The organism is Pseudacidovorax intermedius, assembly GCF_001476815.1.
Classification (GTDB): domain Bacteria; phylum Pseudomonadota; class Gammaproteobacteria; order Burkholderiales; family Burkholderiaceae_C; genus Xenophilus; species Xenophilus intermedius_A.
Window position 1 is genome coordinate 57,294 of the sequence record NZ_LDSL01000061.1, and the last position, 21,597, is coordinate 78,890.

Sequence of the window (21,597 nt, forward strand, 5' to 3'; positions counted from 1 at the left end):
GCCGCGGCCTGCCATGGCACCGACGGCGGCCGTCGGAAACAGGCTGACCAAAGTTGACAGTAGGCAAGCCCTTCCACGAAGATTGCTGACTCGTCGGTCATTAATTGTGGCCGGTTGATCCACGCTCCTCGTGCGGCCCTCGCCGGGCCTGCGCCACGCCATGTCTTGTTTCTCTTGCACGCCGGCCCGCCACGGGGCCGCGCTGGGACTGTTCGCGCTTGCCGCGGTGCTGGCGGGCTGCTCCCGCCCACCCGCGCAGGAGGAGCCGGTGCGCGCCGTCAAGCTGCTGACGGTGGCGGCGACGCCGCTGGTCAGCGCGCCCGAGTACGCGGGCGAGGTGCGGGCGAGGGTGGAGTCGCGCCTGGGCTTTCGCGTCGGCGGCAAGGTGCTGCGGCGGCAGGCCGAGTTGGGCCAGCGGGTGCGCGCCGGCCAGGTGCTGGCCGAACTCGATCCGCGCGACCTGCGCCTGTCGGTCGAGGCCGCGCAGGCCCAGGCCGCCGCCGCCCGCACCCAGCGCGATCTGGCCGAGGCCGACCTGGCCCGCTACCGCGAATTGCGCGCCCGCAACTTCATCAGCGCCGCCGAGATGGAGCGGCGCGAGGCCAGCTTCAAGTCGGCGCAGGCCCAGTTCGACCAGGCCCGCGCGCAGGCCGGCGTTCAGGGCAACCAGGCGGCCTATGCGGTGCTGGCGGCGGACGCCGCCGGCGTGGTCACCGGCGTCGATGCCGAGCCCGGCCAGGTGGTGGCGGCCGGCACGCCGGTGGTGCGCGTGGCCGTGGACGGTCCGCGCGACGTCGTCTTCGCCGTGCCGGAAGACCGGGTCGCCCTGGTGCGCCTGGGCTCGACCGTGTCGGTGCGCGGCTGGGGCGCCGATGCGGGCCAGCCCATCGAGGGCCGGGTGCGCGAGGTGGCGGCCAGCGCCGACCCGGTCACCCGCACCTACACCGTCAAGGTGGCGGTGGACGCGGCCGACGCCCCGGCGCTCGGCGCCACCGTCTATGCCCGGCCGAGCGCGCTGTCGCAGGCCGGCACACCGGTCATCAAGCTGCCGACCAGCGCGCTGCGGCAGGAAGGGCAGGGCTCGGCCGTGTGGGTGCTGGACCCGGCCAGCATGACCGTCCGCTCCCAGCCGGTGCAGATCGCCACTGCCGACGGCAACGAGGCCGTGATCGCCAGCGGCCTGGCGCCCGGCATGCAGGTGGTCACGGCCGGCGTGCACGTGCTGGCGCCGGGGCAGAAGGTGAGCGCCTACCGCGACCGCTATGCGCCGGCCGCAGGCGCCGCGCCCGCACCGGCCGCGGCCGCCTCCGGCGGGGCCCGCTGATGGCCGCCGCGCCGTCGCCGAAGCCGGGCGGCTTCAACCTCTCCGCCTGGGCGCTCGACCATGCGCCGCTCACGCGCTACCTGATGGTGGTGCTGATGGTGCTGGGCTTCGCCGCCTATTTCCAGCTGGGCCAGGACGAGGACCCGCCCTTCACCTTCCGAGCCATGGTCGTGCGCACCTACTGGCCCGGCGCCACCGCCCAGCAGGTGGCCGAGCAGGTCACCGACAAGATCGAGCGCACGCTGCAGGAAGTGCCCTATGCCGACAAGATCCGCAGCTACTCCAAGCCCGGCGAGTCGCAGGTCGTCTTCGAACTCAAGGACGCCGCGCGGCCGTCCGAGGTGCCGCAGGTCTGGTACACGGTGCGCAAGAAGATCGGCGACATGCGCTACACCCTGCCCGGCAACGTGCAGGGCCCCTTCTTCAACGACGACTTCGGCGACGTCTACGGCGTGATCTACGCCCTGCGCGGCGACGGCTTCAGCCCGGCCGAACTCAAGACCGTGGCCGACGACCTGCGCCTGCGCCTGTTGCGCGTGAAGGACGTGGCCAAGGTCGAGCAGTTCGGCGTGCAGGACGAGAAGGTCTGGGTCGAGGTCTTGCAGAAGCGCCTGGCGCAGATGGGGCTGGACCTCAACGCCGTGTTGCAGCAGCTCGGCGCCCAGAACGCGGTGGAAAGCGCCGGCACCATCCGCTCGCCGCAGGACGTGCTGCAGGTGCGCGTCGGCGGCCAGTTCACCGACCTCGACCAGCTGCGCGCCATGCCCATCCGCGGCAGCTCGGGCAACCAGCTGCGGCTGGGCGACATCGCCCGGGTCGAGCGCGGCTACGTCGATCCGCCCAGCGTCAAGGTGCACTTCCAGGGCGAGCCGGTGATCGGCCTGGGCATCTCCATGATGAAGGGCGGCGACATCATCGCCCTGGGCAAGGCGCTGCGCGAGACGGTGGCCCAGGCCAACACGCAACTGCCCGCCGGCATGCGGCTCGACCAGGTGCAGGACCAGCCGGCCACCGTGGCCACCTCGGTCAACGAATTCGTCAAGGTGCTGATCGAGGCCGTGGTCATCGTGCTGGGCGTGAGCTTCATCGCCCTGGGCCTGCACAAGGGCGGGCGCTTCGGCTGGCACGTCGACTGGCGGCCGGGCCTAGTGGTGGGCATCACCATTCCGCTGGTGCTGTCGGTCACCTTCCTGGCGATGAACTACTTCGGCATCGGGCTGCACAAGATCTCGCTGGGCTCGCTGATCATCGCGCTGGGCCTGCTGGTGGACGACGCCATCATCGCGGTCGAGATGATGGTGCGGAAGATGGAGGAGGGCTACGACAAGCGCCGCGCCGCCACCTTCGCCTACGACGTCACGGCCATGCCCATGCTCACCGGCACGCTCATCACCGCCGCCGGCTTCCTGCCCATCGGCCTGGCCAAGTCCACCACCGGCGAATACACCTTCGCCATCTTCGCCGTGACGGTGATCGCGCTGCTGCTGTCCTGGATCGTGTCGGTGTACTTCGTGCCCTACCTGGGCACGCTGCTGCTGAAGGTGAAGCCGCACGACCCGGACGCGCCCCCGCACGAGCTGTTCGACACGCCCTTCTACAACCGCTTCCGCGCGGCCGTGGACTGGTGCGTGACCCACCGCTGGCTCACCATCGGCGCCACGCTGGCCGTGCTGGCGCTGGGCATCTTCGGCATGACGCGGGTGCAGCAGCAGTTCTTCCCGGACTCGAACCGGCCCGAGATCATGGTCGACGCCTGGTTCCCCGAGGGCACCAGCTTCGAGGCGAACGAGGCCGTTGCCAGGCGGCTGGAGCGGCGCCTGATGGAACAGGACGGCGTGCAGAGCGTCGCCACCTGGATCGGCTCCGGTGCGCCGCGCTTCTACCTGCCGCTGGACCAGACCTTTCCGCAGAGCAACGTCTCGCAGTTCATCGTGCTGGCGCAGGACCTGAAGGCCCGCGACGCCGTGCGGCGCCAGCTGCCGGCGCTGCTGGCGCAGGAATTCCCGGAGGTGCGCGGCCGGGTCAAGCTGCTGGCCAGCGGGCCGCCGGTGCCCTACCCGGTGCAGTTCCGCGTGGTGGGCGACGACCCGGCCACGCTGCGGCGCCTGGCCGACGAGGTCAAGGCCGAGGTGCGGGCCAATCCGAGCATGCGGGTGGTCAACGACAACTGGAACGAGTCGGTCAAGTCCATCCGCATGGACATCGACCAGGCCAAGGCCCGTGCGCTGGGCGTGACCAGCCAGTCCATCGCGCAGGCCTCGCGTGGCATCTACACGGGCAACCCCATCGGCCAGTTCCGCGAACAGGACAAGCTGATCGACATCGTGCTGCGCCAGGCGCGCGAGGAGCGCGACGCCATCTCCGACCTGACCGATGCCTACGTGACGACCGCGTCGGGCCGTTCCATCCCGCTGCTGCAGATCGCCGAGCCGCATTTCGCCTGGGAACCGGGCGTGATCTGGCGCTGGAACCGTGCCTATGCCGTCACCGTGCAGGGCGACGTGGTGGATGGCATGCAGGGCGCCACCGTGACCCAGCAGCTGCTGCCGGCGCTGCGCGCGCTGGAGGCGAAGTGGCAGGCCCGCGGCGAGCCGCCGGTGCGCGTCGAGGTGGCCGGCGCGGTGGAGGAAAGCAGCAAGGGCTCGGCCTCGATCATGGCCGGCATCCCGATCATGCTGTTCGCCGTCTTCACGCTGCTCATGCTGCAGCTGCACAGCTTCAGCCGGGCGCTGCTGGTGTTCCTGACCGGGCCGATGGGCATCGCCGGCGTGGCGGCGGCCCTGCTGCTGCTGGACCGGCCCTTCGGCTTCGTCGCCATGCTGGGCGTGATCGCGCTCATGGGCATGATCCAGCGCAACTCGGTGATCCTGATCGACCAGATCGAGCTGGACCGCGCCGCCGGCGTGCCGGCGCGGCGGGCCATCGTCGAGTCGGCCGTGCGGCGGCTGCGGCCCATCGTGCTGACGGCGGCGGCCGCCGTGCTGGCCATGATCCCGCTGTCGCGCAGCGTGTTCTGGGGGCCGATGGCGGTGGCCATCATGGGCGGGCTGATCGTGGCCACGGCGCTCACACTGCTGGCACTGCCGGCCATGTACGCCGCCTGGTTCCGCATCGGCAAGGACGAGGACGCCGCACCGCCCGCGGCCGCGCCGCAGCCTGCGCACTAGGGGTTGGCGAGCGCCAGGAGGCCCCCGCGAACCCGATTAGAATGCGCGATTGACCAATTTCAGGCAGGCGGCCGGCGGACGTTCCGCACAGGCGCCGGCGGCACCCCGGCGGTGCCCCATGCCTCTAGTTTGTTGTCGGGGCGGCCCCGCCTTCGTGGCGCGGCCGCCTTGTTCATCATCCACCATCGGCTGAAAAGCCCGGAGCTGCGCGGGTGGCGAAATTGGTAGACGCACCAGGTTTAGGTCCTGACGCCAGCAATGGTGTGGGGGTTCGAGTCCCCCCCCGCGCACCAGCATCCTTGTTTAGGAAGAGTCTCACATGACCGTGAACGTTGAAACCCTCGAGAAGCTCGAGCGCAAGATCACCCTGACGCTGCCCGTGGAGACGATCCAGGCCGAGGTCGATTCCCGCCTCAAGCGTCTGGCCCGCACCGTCAAGATGGACGGCTTCCGTCCCGGCAAGGTGCCGATGAGCGTCGTGGCCCAGCGTTACGGCTACTCGGTGCAGTACGAGGTCATGAATGACAAGGTCGGCCAGGCCTTCTCGCAGGCCGCCAACGAGGCCAAGCTGCGCGTCGCCGGCCAGCCCACCATCACCGAGAAGGAAGGCGCGCCCGAGGGCCAGGTGGCCTTCGACGCCGTGTTCGAGGTGTACCCTGAAGTCAAGATCGGCGACCTGTCCGAGGCCGAAATCGAGCGCGTGGCCACCGAGGTGACCGACGAAGCCATCGACCGCACCATCGACATCCTGCGCAAGCAGCGCCGCAGCTTCGGCCAGCGTTCGCAGGACAGCGCCGCCGCCGACGGCGACCGCGTGACGGTCGACTTCGAAGGCAAGATCGACGGCGAGCCCTTCCAGGGCGGCAAGGCCGAGGACTTCCAGTTCATCGTCGGCGAAGGCCAGATGCTGAAGGAATTCGAAGACGCCGTGCGCGGCATGAAGGTCGGCGACAGCCGCACCTTCCCGCTCGCCTTCCCGGCCGACTACCACGGCGCGGACGTGGCCGGCAAGCAGGCCGACTTCATGGTCACCGTCAAGAGGATCGAGGCCGCCAACCTGCCCGAGATCGACGAGGCCTTCACCAAGTCGCTGGGCATCGGCGAAGGCACCGTGGACGCGCTGCGCGCCGACATCCGCAAGAACCTGGAGCGCGAGGTCAAGTTCCGCCTGCTGGCGCGCAACAAGACGGCCGTGATGGACGCCCTGCTGGCCAAGTCCGAGCTGGACCTGCCCAAGTCGGTGGTCCAGTCCGAAATCGACCGCATGGTCGAGGGCGCCCGCGCCGAGCTCAAGCAGCGCGGCATCAAGGACGCCGACAAGGCCCCGATCCCCGCCGACGTGTTCCGGCCGCAGGCCGAGCGCCGCGTGCGCCTGGGCCTGGTGGTCGCCGAGCTGGTGCGCGCCAACAACCTCGAGGCCAAGCCCGAGCAGATCAAGGCCCACATCGAAGAGCTGGCCTCCAGCTACGAGAAGCCGGCCGACGTCGTGCGCTGGTACTACGGCGACAACCGCCGCCTGGCCGAGGTCGAGGCCGTGGTCATCGAGAACAACGTGACCGACTTCGTCCTGGGCAAGGCCAAGGTCAGCGAAAAGTCCGTCGGTTTCGACGAGCTGATGCAGCAGCAGGCTTGATCGCCGCCTGATCGTTATTCGTGGGGCTTGTGCCGTGCGGCGCAGGCCCCATTTGCTTTCCAGCACCGGCTTCGTGGGCGGCATGTCTGCCGCCGGAAGCCCGGCATGCGGCGCAGTACAGTTGCGCCATCTTTTGCGGAGAAACCAATGAGTGCACAGGAAACCAAGGCCCTCGGCCTGATCCCGATGGTCATCGAGCAGTCGGGCCGCGGCGAGCGGTCCTTCGACATCTACTCGCGCCTGCTCAAGGAGCGCGTGATCTTCCTGGTCGGCGAGGTGAATGACCAGACCGCCAACCTCGTCGTGGCGCAGATGCTCTTCCTGGAAAGCGAGAACCCCGACAAGGACATCTCGCTGTACATCAACTCGCCGGGCGGCAGCGTGACGGCCGGCATGTCGATCTACGACACCATGCAGTTCATCAAGCCGGACGTGTCGACCATGTGCCTGGGCTTCGCGGCCAGCATGGGCGCCTTCCTGCTCGCGGCCGGCGCACCGGGCAAGCGCTACTCGCTGCCCAATTCCAAGGTCATGATCCACCAGGTGCTCGGCGGCGCCCGCGGCCAGGCCACGGACATCGAGATCCAGGCGCGCGACATCCTGCGCACCAAGGACCAGATGAACCGCATCCTGGCCGAGCGCACCGGTCAGCCGCTGGAAAAGATCAAGAACGACACCGAGCGCGACTACTACATGACCGCCGACGAAGCCAAGGACTACGGCATCGTCGACCAGGTCATCGCCAAGCGCGGCTGACGGACGCGACGGCGCGACGCGCCGGAGACCGTCCTTAGGAAAAACGGCGTTTTTCCCTGCGGAAAACGCCGTTTTTCCTTTCGCTATCATTGTGTTTCTACTGTTTTGGGCAACCGTTCATGGCCGAGAAAAAAGGCTCTTCCAGCGAGAAAACGCTTTATTGCTCCTTCTGCGGCAAGAGCCAGCACGAGGTCAAGAAGCTGATCGCCGGCCCTTCCGTTTTCATCTGCGACGAGTGCATCGACCTGTGCAATGAAATCATCCGCGACGAACTGCCCGCGGGTGGCGAAGCGCGCGAGCCGGGACGCGGCGACCTGCCCACGCCGACCGAGATCAAGACCAACCTCGACAACTACGTGATCGGCCAGGAGGCCGCCAAGCGCATGCTGGCGGTGGCGGTCTACAACCACTACAAGCGGCTCAAGCACAAGGAGCGCGCCAAGGGCGAGGACGTCGAACTCTCCAAGAGCAACATCCTGCTGATCGGCCCCACCGGCTCCGGCAAGACGTTGCTGGCGCAGACGCTGGCGCGCCAGCTGGAAGTGCCCTTCGTCATGGCCGACGCCACCACGCTGACCGAGGCCGGCTACGTGGGCGAGGACGTCGAGAACATCATCCAGAAGCTGCTGCAGAGCTGCAACTACGACGTCGAGCGGGCCCAGCGCGGCATCGTCTACATCGACGAGATCGACAAGATCTCGCGCAAGTCCGACAACCCGAGCATCACCCGCGACGTGTCGGGCGAGGGCGTGCAGCAGGCGCTGCTCAAGCTCATCGAAGGCACCATGGCCAGCGTGCCGCCGCAGGGCGGGCGCAAGCATCCGAACCAGGACTTCCTGCAGATCGACACGACCAACATCCTGTTCATCTGCGGCGGCGCCTTTGCCGGCCTGGAGAAGGTGATCGAGGCCCGCACGGAGGCTTCGGGCATCGGCTTTGGCGCCGTGGTGCGCAGCAAGCAGCAGCGCAGCCTGACCGAGGTGTTCGGCGAGGTGGAGCCGGAAGACCTGATCAAGTTCGGCATCATTCCCGAGCTGGTCGGCCGCCTGCCGGTGGTGGCCTCGCTGGCCGAGCTGAGCGAGGACGCACTGGTGCAGATCCTGACCGAGCCGCGCAATGCCGTCGTCAAGCAGTTCGCCAAGCTGCTGCAGATGGAAGGCGTGGAGCTCGAAGTGCGTCCCGCCGCGCTGCGCGCCGTGGCCCGCAAGGCGCTGGCGCGCAAGACCGGCGCCCGCGGCCTGCGCTCGATTCTCGAAGGGGCCCTGATCGACACCATGTTCGATCTGCCCACCGCGTCCAACGTGGAAAAGGTGGTGGTCGACGAGTCGACCATCGAGGAAAACAAGGCGCCGCTGCTCGTCTACCGCGAGGCGGCCAAGAAGGCCTGAAGAGGAACACCATGTCCGGTCACATTCCCCTGCCGTCCGATCCCATCGACCTGCCGCTGCTGCCGCTGCGCGACGTGGTGGTCTTTCCCCACATGGTCATCCCGCTGTTCGTGGGCCGGCCCAAGAGCATCAAGGCGCTCGAACTGGCCATGGAGGCCGAGCGCCGCATCATGCTGGTCGCCCAGAAGGCGGCGGCCAAGGACGAGCCCGCCGTGGACGACATGTTCGAGGTGGGTTGCATCTCGACCATCCTGCAGATGCTCAAGCTGCCCGACGGCACCGTGAAGGTGCTGGTCGAAGGCCAGCAGCGCGCCCGCGTCGCCCACATCGAGGACAGCCAGACGCATTTCTCGGCCAACGTGGTGCCGCTGGAAGCGGGCGGGGCCGCCGGCACCGAGGTCGAGGCCCTGCGCCGCGCGGTGATGCAGCAGTTCGACCAGTACGTCAAGCTGAACAAGAAGATCCCGCCCGAGATCCTGACGTCCATCGCCAGCATCGATGACCCGGGTCGCCTCGCGGACACCATCGCCGCGCACCTGCCGCTCAAGCTGGACAACAAGCAGGCCGTGCTGGACCTGTCGAACGTGCAGGAGCGGCTGGAGAGCCTGTTCTCGCAGCTGGAGCGCGAGGTCGACATCCTGAACGTCGACAAGAAGATCCGCAGCCGCGTGAAGCGGCAGATGGAGAAGAACCAGCGCGACTTCTACCTCAACGAGCAGGTCAAGGCCATCCAGAAGGAACTGGGCGAGGGCGAGGACGGCGCGGACGTCGAGGAGATCGAGAAGAAGATCCAGGCCGCCAAGATGCCCAAGGACGCCCGCAAGAAGGCGGACGCCGAGCTCAAGAAGCTCAAGCTGATGTCGCCCATGTCGGCCGAGGCCACGGTGGTGCGCAACTACATCGACGTGCTGGTCGGCCTGCCCTGGAGCAAGAAGACCAAGATCAAGCACGACCTGGCCAATGCCGAGGCGGTCCTCAACGAAGACCATTACGGCCTGGAGAAGGTCAAGGACCGCATCCTCGAATACCTCGCGGTGCAGCAGCGCGTGGACAAGGTCAAGGCGCCGATCCTGTGCCTCGTCGGCCCGCCGGGCGTGGGCAAGACCTCGCTGGGCCAGTCCATCGCCAAGGCGACCGGCCGCAAGTACGTGCGCATGGCGCTGGGCGGCATGCGCGACGAGGCCGAGATCCGCGGCCACCGCCGCACCTACATCGGCGCGCTGCCGGGCAAGGTGCTGCAGAGCCTGAACAAGGTGGGCACCCGCAATCCGCTGTTCCTGCTGGACGAGATCGACAAGCTGGGCACCGACTTCCGCGGCGATCCGTCCTCGGCCCTGCTCGAGGTGCTGGATCCGGAACAGAACCACACCTTCGGCGACCACTACGTCGAGGTCGATTTCGACCTGTCGGACGTGATGTTCGTGGCGACGTCGAACTCGATGAACATCCCGCCGGCGCTGCTGGACCGAATGGAGGTCATCCGCCTGTCGGGCTACACCGAAGACGAGAAGACCAGCATCGCGCTGAAGTACCTGCTGCCCAAGCAGATGGGCAACAACGGCGTCAAGGACGACGAGCTGCTGGTCACCGAGGAAGCGGTGCGCGACATCGTGCGCTACTACACCCGCGAAGCCGGCGTGCGCTCGCTGGAGCGCGAGCTGTCCAAGATCTGCCGCAAGGTGGTCAAGGGCCTGCTGCTCAAGAAGATGGAACCCAAGGTCACCGTCGACAGCAGCAACCTGCATGACTTCCTGGGCGTGCGCAAGTACAACTTCGGCCGCGCCGAGCAGCAGAACCAGGTGGGCCAGGTGGTCGGCCTGGCCTGGACCGAGGTGGGCGGCGATCTGCTGACCATCGAGGTCGCGACGGTGCCGGGCAAGGGCATCATCACGCGCACCGGCTCGCTGGGCGACGTGATGAAGGAGTCGGTCGAGGCCGCGCGCACCGTGGTGCGCAGCCGCGCCCGGCGCCTGGGCATCAAGGACGAGCTGTTCGAGAAGAAGGACCTGCACATCCACGTGCCTGACGGCGCCACGCCCAAGGACGGCCCGAGCGCGGGCATCGCGATGACGACGGCACTGGTGTCGGCGCTGACCAGCATCCCCGTGCGCAGCGACGTCGCCATGACGGGCGAGATCACGCTGCGCGGCGAGGTGACGGCCATCGGCGGCCTGAAGGAAAAGCTGCTGGCGGCCCTGCGCGGCGGCATCAAGACGGTGCTGATCCCCGAGGAAAACGCCAAGGACCTGCAGGACATTCCAGAGAACGTGAAGAACGGCCTCGAGATCGTGCCGGTCAAGTGGATCGACAAGGTGCTCGAGGTCGCGCTGGAGAAGCAGCCCAAGCCGCTGTCGGACGAGGAGGTCGCCGCCTCCGCCGCCGCCATGGCCGAACTGTCCAAGCAGCGCGCCGCCGAGCCGCGCAATGAAGGGTCGGTCAAGCATTGAAGATTTTGGCGCCGGTGCTTGCGCTGGCGCCAAAAGAGCCCTTATACTCGTGGGCTCGGTTCTGCGGGAATAGCTCAGTTGGTAGAGCGCAACCTTGCCAAGGTTGAGGTCGACGGTTCGAGACCGTTTTCCCGCTCCAGTTTTTATGGAGGAAGCTGCAAGGCTTCTTCCAGCGTCCGATCAAGACGCGGGAATAGCTCAGTTGGTAGAGCGCAACCTTGCCAAGGTTGAGGTCGACGGTTCGAGACCGTTTTCCCGCTCCAGTTTTGGAGGAAGCCGCAAGGCTTCTTTCAGCGCCCGATCAATACGCGGGAATAGCTCAGTTGGTAGAGCGCAACCTTGCCAAGGTTGAGGTCGACGGTTCGAGACCGTTTTCCCGCTCCAGTCTCTGGATCCAAAGCCGCCTTGTCTGCCCCGTCACCGGGCGTCAGCCAAGGCGGCTTTGTTTTGCGGCGTCCGATGCAGGCGCAGCGCGTGGGCACGCCAGACGCGCCGTCGCGCTACCAGTCTTCCTTCACCGCCAGCACCATGTCGCGCGAGGCCGCGGCGCGTGCCGACAGCCAGGCCGTGGCCGTGCCGGCCGCGATCACCGCGGCGCACAGCAGCCCCAGGCGGCCGGCGGGCAGCAGCATGTCCATGGTCCAGTGGAAGCTCTGCGGATTCACCACCTTCACCAGCACGGCCGAGACGGCGATGCCCAGGCCCAGGCCCGCCACCGCGCCGATGAGCGTCCAGGCGGCACCTTCCCCGGCCACCAGCCGCCGCACCTGCGCCTGCGTGAAGCCCAGGTGGGCCAGCAGGCCGAATTCCTTGCGCCGCGCCAGCACCTGGGCGCTGAAGCTGGCGGCGATGCCGAACAGGCCGATGGCGATGGCCACGGCCTGCAGCCAGTAGGTGACGGCGAAGCTGCGGTCGAAGATGCGCAGCGAGGTGGCGCGCAGCTGCGCGGCCGAGGCGATTTCCAGCGCGTCCTCGCTGCCCAGCCGGTCGCGGGCCAGGCGCCGCAGGCCGGCGCGCACCGTGGCCTCGTCCGCGCCCGGCGCCAGCCACAGCGACAGCTCGCTGGCGGCGCTGTCGCCGGTCAGCCGGGTGAAGTCGGCGCGGTCCAGGGCGACGGCGCCGAACTGCCGCGCATAGTCGCGCCACACGCCGGCCACGAAGAAGCGGCCGGGCGGCAGGCCGAAGGCAGCGTCCAGCGCGGGCAGGCCCCCGCCCACCTGCGCGCCGTGCAGGGACACCATCGGCTCGCTCACATAGACGGCGATGCGGCCCGGCGGCGCCGGCAGCACCGGGCCGGTCAGCGGCAGCGAGCGGCCGGGCGCCTGCGCGTCGATGGCGCGCGCCAGCAGCGTCACGGCGGGCAGGGCGGCGTCCAGCTGCAGGCTGCGCAGCCGCTGGCCGACGCCGCGTTCCACGCCGGGCAGGCGCTCGGCGGCCTGCAGCAGCGCGGCGTCGAAGGGTGCCGCATCGCCGCCGGAGCCGCCCGCTGCGCGCACGTACAGGTCGGCCGGCAGCACCACGTCGAGCCAGCGGGTGACCGACTCGCGGAAGCTGGCGACCATCACCGTGAGCGCCACCGACAGCGCCAGGCTGGCCACCACGCCGCTCAGGGCGATGGCGGCGCTGCCGCGCATGCGCCGTGCCCGCTCCACCGCCATGAGCGGCAGCAGCCGCCGGCCGAGCCGCGGCGCCAGTCGCCCATACAGCGCCAGGATGAGCCAGGGCAGGGCCGCGATGCCGCCCACCAGCAGCAGGGCCACCGACAGGTAGGCCGCCAGCGGCATGCCGAAGACCGGCGGCGCATGGGCCAGCGCACCCCCCGCCGCCATGAGCGCCAGCGCCGGCCACAGCCGGCCCGCGCCGGTGGCGGCGTCGCCCAGGCCCTTGAGGGTCTGGGCCTCCGGCAGCCGCTGGGCGGCGCGCGCCGGCCACCAGCCGCCGGCCAGGGCCGCGAGCACGCCCAGCACGCCGTAGGTGGCCGCGGCACCGGCGTCCAGGCGCAGGGCCGGCGCCACGTCTCGGAAGTAGCCGCCGCCCAGGTCGCCGCCCAGCAGCCGCAGCGCCGCCCAGGCCAGGCCCAGGCCCAGCGCCAGTCCGGCCGCACTGCCGGCCGCGCCCAGTGCCAGCGACTCGATCAGCACCAGGCGCAGCCGCTGCCGGGCGGTGAGGCCCAGCACGCCGAGCAGGGCGAACTGCTGCGCCCGCTTGGCCACGGACAGCGCCAGCACCGAGAACACCAGGAAGGCGCCGGTGAACAGCGCCACCAGCGCCAGCACGGTGAGGTTGACGCGGTAGGCGCGCGACAGGTTGCTGATGCGCTCGGCATCGTCCTGCGGCTGCGCGAGCCGCAGGGCGGGCGTCCAGCCCGGCAGGGCGCGGATGGCGTTGGCCAGTGCGCTGGGGTCGGCGCCCTCGGCCAGCCGCAGGTCGATGCGCGACAGGCGGCCGGCCCGGCCGAGCAGCGACTGTGCGGCGCCGATGTCCATCACGGCCAGCGCCGGGCCGGTGGCGGCCACGCTGCCGGCCACCGCCAGCCGTCGGGCCGTGCCGTCGGCGCCCAGCACCGTCAGCGCATCGGCCGCGCCGCCGGCCAGCGCGCGCGCGGCCGCATTCAGGAACACCCGGTCCGGCAGCAGAAGCGCGAGCCGGTCGTCGTTGCGGCCGGGCGCGGACTGCGGCATGAGGGCGGGGGCGACGGCGGGCAGCACCAGCGCGTCCAGGCCCAGCAGCCGGAGCTGGGCGGGCTGGCCGTCGGCGTCGCGCACGCGCAGCGTCGCGTCGAGCACCGGGCTCGCGACGCGCACCTGCGGCAGGGTCGCCACCTGGCCGAACAGCGCTTCGTCGAAGTCGCCCTGCACGGGGCGGATCTCCAGGTCGGGCTGGCCGTTGACGGCGCGGGTGGCGCGCTGGAATTCCTCCAGCGCCGAGTTGTTGATCAGGTGCACCGAGAAGGCCAGCGCCACCCCCAGCATGACGGCCAGCACGGCCGCCAGGTGGCGCCAGGGCTGGTGGCGCACTTCCTGCCACGAAAAGGTGTAGATCAATGGCCACATCGTGTCATTGTGGTGGCCTCGCCTTCACCCGCGCGCACGAAGCGTTTCACAATGGCGTCATGCTTGATGGCGTGAACGTGGAATCGATCGAACGGGCCACCCTGGCGGCCGTGCCTCCGGACCATCTGGAGGCGCTGCCCGGCTGGCTGCTGCCGCTGGACCGCGGCACCGTGGGCCGGGCCCGCAGCGCGGTGCCGCTGCACCACGGCGCGCAGGACGCGGCGCTGCTGCCGCGCATCGAGGCGGTGTATGCCGACCACGGCCTGCCCACCACGCTGCGCCTGCCGATCGAGACCCCCGGCTTCGAGTCGCTGACCGAGGCCCTGCGCGACCGCGGCTACGTGCCTTCGCGGCCCACGCAGGTGATGCATGCCGATCCGCGCACCGTGGCGGCGGCGGCCAGGCCGGACGCCGTGCAGGTGTCGACCACGCCCGGCGAGGACTGGGCCCGCGTCTACCTGGGCGAGGGCTTCGACCCGGTGGACGGCCAGAGCCGGGTGCGGCTGCTGCGCCGCGCCAAGGACGCGATCTACGCCAGCCTGCGCCTGGCGCAGGACCTGCCCGGCGGCGAGGCCGGCGACGTGGCGGCGGTCGGCAGCGGCTGTTTCGCCGAAGGCTGGATGGGCGTGCACGGCATGCGCACCCGGCCACGCTTCCGTGGCCACGGCTTCGCCCGGCAGCTGATGGCGGCCATGGGCGCCGAGGCGGTGGCGCGCGGCGTGCAACGCACCTTCCTGCAGGTGGAGGCGGAGAACTACCTGGCCCGCTCGCTCTATGCCCGCGTCGGCTTCGTGCCGGCCTGGATCTACGTCTACTGGCAGCGGCCGGGGGCCGACGCCCTGCTCAAGTAGGCGCGGCGGGCCGGAAGCCGTCCGCCTGCAGGTGCAGCCGGCGGTCGGCCAGCGACGCGGCGGCCTCGGAATGGGTGACCAGCACCAGGCTGGCGCCGTGCGCGCGGGCCTCGGCCAGCAGCAGGTCCATCACCCGCGCCGCGGTGCCCGGATCCAGGTTGCCGGTGGGCTCGTCGGCCAGCAGCAGGCCGGGCCGGTGCACCAGGGCGCGGGCGATGGCCACGCGCTGCAGCTGGCCGCCGGAGAGCTGCTGCGGCAGCCGCCGTGCCAGGCCCGCCAGCCCGACGGCATCGAGCATCCGCGCCACGCGCGCATCCACGTCCGCCTGGCGGCCGAGCAGCATCAGGGGCAGGGCCACGTTCTGGCCCACGTCCAGGTGCGGCAAGACGTGGAAGGCCTGGAAGACGAAGCCCACGTGCGCCCGCCGCCACAGGGCGCGGGCCTCGGCGTCCATGGCACCCAGGTCGCGCTCGCCGTGCAGCACGCGGCCCTCGTCCCAGCTGTCCAGGCCGGCCATGCAGTTGAGCAGGGTGGATTTGCCCACGCCCGAGTCGCCGACGATGGCGACGAATTCGCCGGGCGCGACGTGCAGGTCCAGGTGGCGGAAGACGGGCCGGGCCTCGGCGCCCTGGCCGTAGAACTTGCCCAGGCCCTCGATGCGCAGGGGCAGGGCGGTGGCGGTCTGGCCGCTCATGCCGCCACCCCCGCGAGCGCCTGACGCACGTGGGCCAATACCTGGGCGGCGGCGTCGGGCGCATCGCAGCGCACGACGCGGCGCGCGGGCATGCCGCGCAGCCAGGTGATCTGGCGCTTGGCCAATTGCCGCGTGGCGGCGATGCCGCGTTCGCGCAGGTCGGCCAGGTCGGCCGCAGCAGGTGCGCGGCCGGCGCAGGCGTCCAGCATCTCCCAGGCCTGCCGGTAGCCGACGCAGCGGATGGACGGCAGTTCGGGGCCCAGGTCGGCGCGTGTGCGCAGGGCGCGCACCTCGTCCAGGAAGCCGGCCGCCAGCATGGCGTCGAAACGCTGGGCGATGCGGGCGTGGAGCCAGGCGCGGTCGGGCGTCTCCAGGGAGACCAGCAGCGCCTCGCCGGTGGCCAGCGGGCCGGGCCGGGCCTGCGCCGGGCTCGCCGCCTGGCGCTGGTGGAAGGCCGACAGCGGCTGGCCGCTGCTCAGCCACACCTCCAGCGCGCGCTGGATGCGCTGGCTGTCGTTGGGCGCGAGCCGCGCTGCCGTGGCCGGGTCCACCTCGGCCAGCCGGGCGCGCAGCGCCGGCCAGCCCAGGGCGGCGGCGTCGGCGTCGATGCGGGCGCGCACGGCCGGGTCGGCGGCGGGCATGGCATCCAGGCCGTCGAACAGCGCCTTGAAATAGAGCATGGTGCCGCCCACCAGCACGGGCAGGGCGCCGCGGCCGAGGATGTCGGCGATGAGCTGCTGCGCATCGGCCACGAAGGCGGCGGCGCTGTAGCGCTCGGCCGGGTCCAGGATGTCGATGAGGTGGTGCGGCGCCACCGCGCGCTCGGCCGGGCTGGGCTTGGCGGTGCCGATGTCCATGCCGCGGTAGACCAGCGCCGAGTCGACGCTCACGATTTCCAACGGCCGGTCCAGCGCCCCGGCCAGCGCCAGGGCGGCGGCGGTCTTGCCGCTGGCGGTGGGGCCCGCCAGCGCGACGTAGCGCAGGGCCGTCATGCGCGGGTGCGGCCGGTGCCGCGCTGCGGCAGGAGGCGGAGGGCGGTCAGGGAAGTGGAGGAGGGCGGCGGAAAAGAAGAGGCCGGAGGCGTCGGGCGCATCCGGCCGAGGGTAGCAAATCGACGATGGCCCGGCGTGTGCCGGTGGCGCATCGCGATGCCGCTCAGGTGCCCAGCGGCCGGGGCGCCGGCACGGCCTGCGGCACCTTGCCGCCGACCGGCCGGCTCAGCGCCGCCCCCGGCGCGTCGGCGAGGGCCGGGGCGTCGGGCAGCTTCTCCTTCATCTGGAACAGCTGCGCCAGGGCCGTGCGGTACTGCATCTCGCCCACCGAGTTGGTGCTGTGGTGGGAGCCGCCCTCGACCAGCACGAACATCTTCTGGCCCGTGGCCGCCTCGTAGAGCTTGCGTCCGAGGGTGGGGTTGATCAGCGTGTCGTTGGAGCCGTGGACCACCAGCAGCGGGGAGCCGATGGACTTGACCTTGGCCAGCGACTCGAAGCGCTGGGTGATGAAGGGCTTGAAGGGCAGCCAGCCCCACTTGAAACTGCTCACCACGTCGGAGATCGAGGTGAAGGTGCCCTCGACGATGGTGCCGGCCTCGTCGTGCACGTCGGCCGCCAGGTCGATGCCGATGGCGCCGCCGAGCGAATGGCCGAAGATGTAACGGCGCTGCTTGGGATACTTGGCGGCCAGCCAGTTCCAGGCGGCGCGGGCGTCCTCGCGGGCGGATTCCTCCGAGGGCAGGGCCTTGGTGCTCTTGCCGAAGCCCTGGTAGTCGATGGCCAGCACCGAGAAGCCCAGCTCGTGCATGCGGCGGATGCGCGGCGCCGAATTCGAGACGTTGTAGCGCGCACCGTGCAGGTACAGCATGACCGGCGTGTCCTTGGACATCGGCGCGTCGCCGAGCCACAGGCCGTGCAGCCGCACCGGCTCGCCGGCCGGCGAACGGTAGTCGATCCACACGTGTTCCATGCCCTGCGTCATCTCCGCCGTGTTCCCCCAGCTCACGTCGCTGGGCTGGAAGATCCATTCCCGCTGCTGCGCATCCAGGGTCGAGCAGCCCGCGCCGACGAGCACGGAGAAGGAAAGAGCCGATGCGATGAGAGACCAGCGTTTCATGGGGCAGACTGAGACCGGAAGTGGGGTGAAGTTCACACGGATTTGCAACCGCGGCCTACACGATGGACTGCAAAGCCTTGTTACCGGAATGCGGGGCAGCGAAGTCCATGCAACGGCCGTGCCTGCCGGCTGGCTGACCGTGTAAACCCCAAAACGCCGCCGCGCCCCGGCGCGGTTCCCCCTTTTCCGGGGCGCTGTGCCGCTCAGCGCCCGCGCAGGAACAGCCCGTCCAGGTCGCGCACGCTCAGCTGGCGCCAGGTGGGGCGGCCATGGTTGCACTGGTCGGAGCGCTCGGTGGCTTCCATCTGGCGCAGCAGGCCGTTCATCTCGTCCAGGGTCAGCCGGCGGTTGGCGCGCACGGCGCCGTGGCAGGCCATGGTGGCCAGCAGTTCGTGCTGGGCGCGCTGCACGACGGTGCTGGCGTCGTGCTGGGCCAACTCGGCCAGCACGCTGCGCGCCAGCGCGACCGGGTCGCCGTCGGCCAGCGGCGCCGGCACGGCACGCACCGCCAGGGTCTTGGGCGAGAAGGGCGAAATCTCCAGGCCCAGCGCCGGGAGCACCTCGGCACAGGCCTCGGCCGTGGCGACCTCTTCCGGCGTGGCCGGGAAGGTGGCGGGAATGAGCAGCGGCTGGCTCGCCAGCGCCTGGCCGTCCAGTTGCGCCTTGAGCCGCTCGTAGACGATGCGCTCGTGGGCGGCATGCATGTCGACGATGACCAGGCCCTGGGCGTTCTCGGCCAGGATGTAGATGCCCTGGAGCTGGGCGAGGGCGCGGCCCAGGGGCCAGCTGCCGTCCTCGTCCGCGGCCGGGCGGCCGGGGGAGGCGCCGTCCGGCCGCGGCGCCAAGGCGGCCGGCCCGGCGGTCGGCCGGCCCACCCAGGGCGGCACGGCCGGAGCGCCGTCGCCGACCGGGGATCGCCACGCGCCAGCCTCGGCGCCGATCAGCGGCGCGGCGTCCAGGCCCGCGCCTGCCCCATCGTTCCCGCCGTCCGGCGCGTGGGGCTGCACGGCCGGTGCCGCCGGCCACATCGCGGCCCAGTCGCCCGCGCCGCGTTCGGCGGCGAAATGCATGCCCGCCTGGCGCCAGGCCGGCGCGGGCGCCGGTGCGTCGTAGCCGCGCAGCAGCGGCGCCGGCCGGCCGGTGCTGCCGTCCCCGGCCGCCGCGCCGGCGGCGCGCGGGGCCGCCAGGGCGTTCTCGATCGCATGCCGCACGGCGCTGTGCACCTCGCGGCCGTCGCGGAAGCGCACCTCGATCTTGGTAGGGTGCACGTTCACGTCCACCCGCGCCGGGTCGATCTGCAGGTGCAGGACGAAGACGGGCTGGCGCTGCCCGTGCAGCACGTCCTCGTAGGCGGCGCGGGCCGCATGCAGCAGCACCTTGTCGCGCACGAAGCGGCCGTTGACGTAGAAGAACTGCTGGTCGCCCCGGCTGCGCGCCGCGTCGGGCACGCCGGCATGGCCGTGCACCCGCAACTGGCCTTCGCCATGGTCCACGTCCACGCTCTGGCCGATGAAGTCGGCGCCGAACACGTCGGCGATGCGCTGGGCCGGCGTGTCCGCGGCGCGCCACTGCTCCACCAGGCGGCCGTCGTGCCAGATGGCGAAGCCGACGTCGGGCCGGGCCAGCGCATGGCGGCGCACGGCCTCGACGCAGTGCGCCAGCTCGGTGGCGTCGGTCTTGAGGAACTTGCGGCGGGCCGGCGTGGCGAAGAAGAGTTCGCGCACCTCGACCGTGGTGCCCTGGCTGCGCGCGGCCGGGCGCAGCTCGCCGGTGCGCGCGTCCAGCTGCCAGGCGCCGTCGGCACCGGTGTGGCGCGAAAGCAGGTTCACCTCGGCGATGGACGCGATGGAGGCCAGCGCCTCGCCGCGAAAGCCCATGGTGCCCACGGCTTCCAGCTCGGCCAGGCTGGCGATCTTGCTGGTGGCATGGCGGCGCAGGGCCAGGGGCAGCTCCTCGCGCGGGATGCCGCCGCCGTCGTCCTCCACGGCGATCAGCCGCACGCCGCCGGCGGACAGGCGCACCGCGATCTGGCGGGCGCCGGCGTCCAGCGCGTTGTCCACCAGCTCGCGCACCACCGAGGCGGGACGCTCCACCACCTCGCCGGCCGCGATCTGGCTGATCAGCTCATCCGGCAGGTCGCGGATCGGACGGCGTCCGGCGGGGGAAGGGGAAAGGAGGGCGCTCACGCCGGGATTTTAAGAAGGCGCCACCGAGCGGCCCGGATAATGCCGCGCCATGGACATCGTTGCCTTCCTGATCGACTTCATCCTCCACGTGGACAAGCACCTGGAGGCCTTCGTGACCGCCTACGGCACCTGGGTCTATGCGCTGCTCTTCCTCATCGTGTTCGTGGAAACGGGTGTGGTGGTGATGCCCTTCCTGCCGGGCGATTCGCTGCTGTTCATCGTCGGCGCGCTGTGCGGCGCGGGACTGATGAACCTGGGCATCGCCATTCCGGTGCTGCTGGCGGCGGCCATCCTGGGCGACCAGTGCAATTTCGGCATCGGGCGCCACGTCGGGCCGCGCGTGTTCCAGTGGGAGAACTCGCGCTTCTTCAACCGCCGCGCCTTCGACCAGGCGCATGCCTTCTACGAGCGCTACGGCGGCATCACCATCGTGCTGGCGCGCTTCATGCCGTTCATCCGCACCTTCGCGCCTTTCGTGGCCGGCGTGGCGGCGATGAACCGGGCCAAGTTCACCGCCTTCAACGTCGGCGGGGCGCTGCTCTGGGTGGTGGGCATCTGCGTGGCCGGCTTCTACTTCGGCAACCTGGCCTTCGTGAAGGAGCACCTGGACAAGATCATCTGGGCGCTGATCCTGGTGCCGGGTCTGATCGCCATCTTCGGTGCCTGGCGCGGCTCGCGGGCGTCGGCTGCTTCCGTGACGGCGACGCGCTGACGCGGCGCCTGGCACGAAAACAAAAGGCCGCGAATGCGGCCTTTGTCTTTTGGCGAGCGCCGTGCCAATCAGTAGCGGCGGCGGCCGTCCGGGTAGTACTGGTTGTTGTAGTTCTGCTGGTCGCGCTGGCGGCCGATTTCATTGCCGACCAGGCCACCAATGGCCGCGCCGCCTACCGTCGCGGCCGTGTTGCCGCCGATGGCGTTGCCCACCACCGCGCCGCCCAGCGCGCCGACGCCGGCACCAAGCTGCTGGTTGGGGCCGGCGGCACAGCCGGCCATGAGGGCGGCTGTGCCGATCGCGGCGGCCGAGATCCAAGTGCGAGTTTTCAACATGGTGTCCACCTTTCTGGGTTGTGATGGACGAATCGTGCGCCGCGGCGTCGGCGGCGCCGTGTAGGAGCGGTCCGCCGCGCCCTGTGCGGCGAGGCGGTCCGGCGCTGCGAGACGGTGCAGGCGCACCGCGACGGCCGTCGTATTACAGGGCCCGGCTGCGCGCCAGTGGCGGGTTCTGGCTGAAATAGCGCTGGATGCCCTTCATCAGCGCATCGGCCAGGTCCTCCTGGTAGGCCACGTTGCGCAGCTTCGCCTCTTCCTCCGGGTTGCTGATGAAGGCGGTCTCGACCAGCACGCTCGGGATGTCCGGCGCCTTGAGCACGGCAAAGCCGGCCTGCTCCACGTCGCCCTTATGCAGCCGTGCGCCGATGCGGCGGAACTCGCCCAGCATGGCGCCGCCGAGCTTGAGGCTGTCCTTGATCTGCGCCGTGGTGCTCATGTCGAGCAGCGCGCGCTGCACCTGCACCTCGTGCGCGCCGACGCTGATGCCGCCGACCTGGTCGGACTGGTTCTCCTTGTTGGCCATCCAGCGCGCGGCGCTGCTGGAGGCCCCGTTCTGGCTCAGCGCGAACACGCTGGCGCCACGGGCGGCGGGCGTGGTGAAGGCGTCGGCATGGATGCTGATGAACAGGTCGGCCTGCACCCGCCGCGCCTTCTGCACCCGCACCTGCAGCGGCACGAAGAAGTCGTCGTCGCGCGTCATGAAGGCGCGCATGGGGTTGCCGCCGAGGCTGCTGCCGTTGATGCGGTCGCGCAGCCGCCGCGCGACCTGCAGCACGATGTCCTTCTCGCGCGTGCCGTTGGGGCCGATGGCGCCGGGGTCCTCGCCGCCGTGGCCCGGGTCCAGCGCCACGATGATGATGCGGTCGGTGCGCGTGGCGGTGGCGACGTTGGGTTCGGGCCGCTGGCTGCGCGCCGGGGCCGGGCGCGCAGCCAGCGGCC

The 21,597-nt window shown here is 70.6% G+C and carries 15 protein-coding genes and 4 tRNA genes; 12 read left to right on the forward strand and 7 right to left on the reverse strand.

Going from position 1 to position 21,597, the window contains the following annotated elements; all coding sequences use genetic code 11:
• The first annotated feature begins 160 nt into the window (after positions 1 to 160).
• From NS331_RS10295 to NS331_RS10340, 10 genes are all read left to right on the forward strand, one after another.
• Entirely contained in the window at positions 161 to 1,324 is a 1,164-nt protein-coding gene (locus tag NS331_RS10295; RefSeq protein WP_058641898.1) for an efflux RND transporter periplasmic adaptor subunit, read from the forward strand.
• Positions 1,324 to 4,491 carry an efflux RND transporter permease subunit gene (locus NS331_RS10300; RefSeq protein WP_058641899.1) on the forward strand — a complete coding sequence of 1,056 codons (3,168 nt, stop codon included), beginning with the start codon at positions 1,324 to 1,326 and terminating at the stop codon, positions 4,489 to 4,491. Before NS331_RS10295 ends, NS331_RS10300 begins: the two co-directional genes overlap by 1 nt.
• A 206-nt stretch (positions 4,492 to 4,697) precedes the next feature.
• Positions 4,698 to 4,784: transfer RNA gene (locus NS331_RS10305), tRNA-Leu, on the forward strand.
• Between the two features lie 26 nt (positions 4,785 to 4,810).
• Positions 4,811 to 6,124 (forward strand): trigger factor, encoded by a 1,314-nt coding sequence (tig, locus tag NS331_RS10310; RefSeq protein WP_058641900.1) that lies wholly within the window; start codon positions 4,811 to 4,813, stop codon positions 6,122 to 6,124.
• 147 nt (positions 6,125 to 6,271) lie between these two features.
• The gene (gene clpP / locus NS331_RS10315; RefSeq protein ID WP_058641901.1) at positions 6,272 to 6,880 is read left to right on the forward strand and encodes an ATP-dependent Clp endopeptidase proteolytic subunit ClpP; all 609 of its coding nucleotides are present in this window, start codon (positions 6,272 to 6,274) and stop codon (positions 6,878 to 6,880) included.
• Between the two features lie 119 nt (positions 6,881 to 6,999).
• On the forward strand, positions 7,000 to 8,268 hold the full coding sequence (clpX, locus tag NS331_RS10320) for an ATP-dependent Clp protease ATP-binding subunit ClpX (RefSeq protein ID WP_058641902.1): 1,269 nt from the start codon (positions 7,000 to 7,002) through the stop codon (positions 8,266 to 8,268).
• Between the two features lie 11 nt (positions 8,269 to 8,279).
• Positions 8,280 to 10,715 (forward strand): endopeptidase La, encoded by a 2,436-nt coding sequence (lon, locus tag NS331_RS10325; protein WP_058641903.1) that lies wholly within the window; start codon positions 8,280 to 8,282, stop codon positions 10,713 to 10,715.
• A 63-nt stretch (positions 10,716 to 10,778) separates the two neighbouring features.
• A tRNA-Gly gene (locus NS331_RS10330) sits at positions 10,779 to 10,854 on the forward strand.
• A 48-nt stretch (positions 10,855 to 10,902) separates the two neighbouring features.
• Positions 10,903 to 10,978: transfer RNA gene (locus NS331_RS10335), tRNA-Gly, on the forward strand.
• Positions 10,979 to 11,023: 45 nt separating this feature from the next.
• Positions 11,024 to 11,099: transfer RNA gene (locus NS331_RS10340), tRNA-Gly, on the forward strand.
• Between the two features lie 116 nt (positions 11,100 to 11,215).
• Here the strand turns inward: NS331_RS10340 and NS331_RS10345 are convergent.
• On the reverse strand, positions 11,216 to 13,768 hold the full coding sequence (locus tag NS331_RS10345; RefSeq protein ID WP_058641904.1) for an ABC transporter permease: 2,553 nt from the start codon (positions 13,766 to 13,768) through the stop codon (positions 11,216 to 11,218).
• Between the two features lie 59 nt (positions 13,769 to 13,827).
• On the opposite strand from NS331_RS10345, the gene NS331_RS10350 reads away from it, so the two are divergent.
• Complete coding sequence (locus tag NS331_RS10350) at positions 13,828 to 14,619, forward strand: GNAT family N-acetyltransferase (protein WP_058641905.1); 792 nt, start codon at positions 13,828 to 13,830, stop codon at positions 14,617 to 14,619.
• Here the strand turns inward: NS331_RS10350 and NS331_RS10355 are convergent.
• The 4 genes from NS331_RS10355 to mutL all read right to left on the reverse strand — a co-directional run bounded on the left by NS331_RS10355 (position 14,612) and on the right by mutL (position 19,608).
• Positions 14,612 to 15,313, reverse strand: coding sequence for an ABC transporter ATP-binding protein (locus tag NS331_RS10355; RefSeq protein ID WP_153012809.1), 702 nt, complete (start codon positions 15,311 to 15,313; stop codon positions 14,612 to 14,614). The genes NS331_RS10350 and NS331_RS10355 overlap by 8 nt on opposite strands.
• Positions 15,310 to 16,305, reverse strand: coding sequence for a tRNA (adenosine(37)-N6)-dimethylallyltransferase MiaA (gene miaA / locus NS331_RS10360; RefSeq protein ID WP_058641906.1), 996 nt, complete (start codon positions 16,303 to 16,305; stop codon positions 15,310 to 15,312). The genes NS331_RS10355 and miaA overlap by 4 nt, the downstream gene beginning before the upstream one ends.
• A 163-nt stretch (positions 16,306 to 16,468) precedes the next feature.
• Positions 16,469 to 17,422 carry an alpha/beta hydrolase gene (locus NS331_RS10365; RefSeq protein WP_082702386.1) on the reverse strand — a complete coding sequence of 318 codons (954 nt, stop codon included), beginning with the start codon at positions 17,420 to 17,422 and terminating at the stop codon, positions 16,469 to 16,471.
• Positions 17,423 to 17,625: 203 nt separating this feature from the next.
• Complete coding sequence (gene mutL, locus NS331_RS10370; RefSeq protein WP_058641907.1) at positions 17,626 to 19,608, reverse strand: DNA mismatch repair endonuclease MutL; 1,983 nt, start codon at positions 19,606 to 19,608, stop codon at positions 17,626 to 17,628.
• A gap of 49 nt (positions 19,609 to 19,657) precedes the next feature.
• On the opposite strand from mutL, the gene NS331_RS10375 reads away from it, so the two are divergent.
• A complete protein-coding gene (locus NS331_RS10375; protein WP_058641908.1) occupies positions 19,658 to 20,320 on the forward strand; it encodes a DedA family protein in 663 nt (220 codons plus the stop codon).
• A gap of 68 nt (positions 20,321 to 20,388) precedes the next feature.
• Here the strand turns inward: NS331_RS10375 and NS331_RS10380 are convergent, their stop codons facing one another.
• Positions 20,389 to 20,655 carry a YMGG-like glycine zipper-containing protein gene (locus NS331_RS10380; protein ID WP_058641909.1) on the reverse strand — a complete coding sequence of 89 codons (267 nt, stop codon included), beginning with the start codon at positions 20,653 to 20,655 and terminating at the stop codon, positions 20,389 to 20,391.
• 142 nt (positions 20,656 to 20,797) lie between these two features.
• Positions 20,798 to 21,597 (reverse strand): N-acetylmuramoyl-L-alanine amidase (locus tag NS331_RS10385; protein WP_193758079.1); only part of this gene is annotated, 800 nt, incomplete at its 5' end.

Coding starts and splice junctions, on each gene's coding strand:
- NS331_RS10295 (WP_058641898.1), top strand. CDS start 161: ATGTCTTGTTTCTCTTGCACGCCGGCCCGCCACGGGGCCGCGCTGGGA.
- NS331_RS10300 (WP_058641899.1), top strand. CDS start 1,324: ATGGCCGCCGCGCCGTCGCCGAAGCCGGGCGGCTTCAACCTCTCCGCC.
- tig (WP_058641900.1), top strand. CDS start 4,811: ATGACCGTGAACGTTGAAACCCTCGAGAAGCTCGAGCGCAAGATCACC.
- clpP (WP_058641901.1), top strand. CDS start 6,272: ATGAGTGCACAGGAAACCAAGGCCCTCGGCCTGATCCCGATGGTCATC.
- clpX (WP_058641902.1), top strand. CDS start 7,000: ATGGCCGAGAAAAAAGGCTCTTCCAGCGAGAAAACGCTTTATTGCTCC.
- lon (WP_058641903.1), top strand. CDS start 8,280: ATGTCCGGTCACATTCCCCTGCCGTCCGATCCCATCGACCTGCCGCTG.
- NS331_RS10345 (WP_058641904.1), bottom strand. CDS start 13,768: ATGTGGCCATTGATCTACACCTTTTCGTGGCAGGAAGTGCGCCACCAG.
- NS331_RS10350 (WP_058641905.1), top strand. CDS start 13,828: ATGCTTGATGGCGTGAACGTGGAATCGATCGAACGGGCCACCCTGGCG.
- NS331_RS10355 (WP_153012809.1), bottom strand. CDS start 15,313: ATGAGCGGCCAGACCGCCACCGCCCTGCCCCTGCGCATCGAGGGCCTG.
- miaA (WP_058641906.1), bottom strand. CDS start 16,305: ATGACGGCCCTGCGCTACGTCGCGCTGGCGGGCCCCACCGCCAGCGGC.
- NS331_RS10365 (WP_082702386.1), bottom strand. CDS start 17,422: ATGAAACGCTGGTCTCTCATCGCATCGGCTCTTTCCTTCTCCGTGCTC.
- NS331_RS10375 (WP_058641908.1), top strand. CDS start 19,658: ATGGACATCGTTGCCTTCCTGATCGACTTCATCCTCCACGTGGACAAG.
- NS331_RS10380 (WP_058641909.1), bottom strand. CDS start 20,655: ATGTTGAAAACTCGCACTTGGATCTCGGCCGCCGCGATCGGCACAGCC.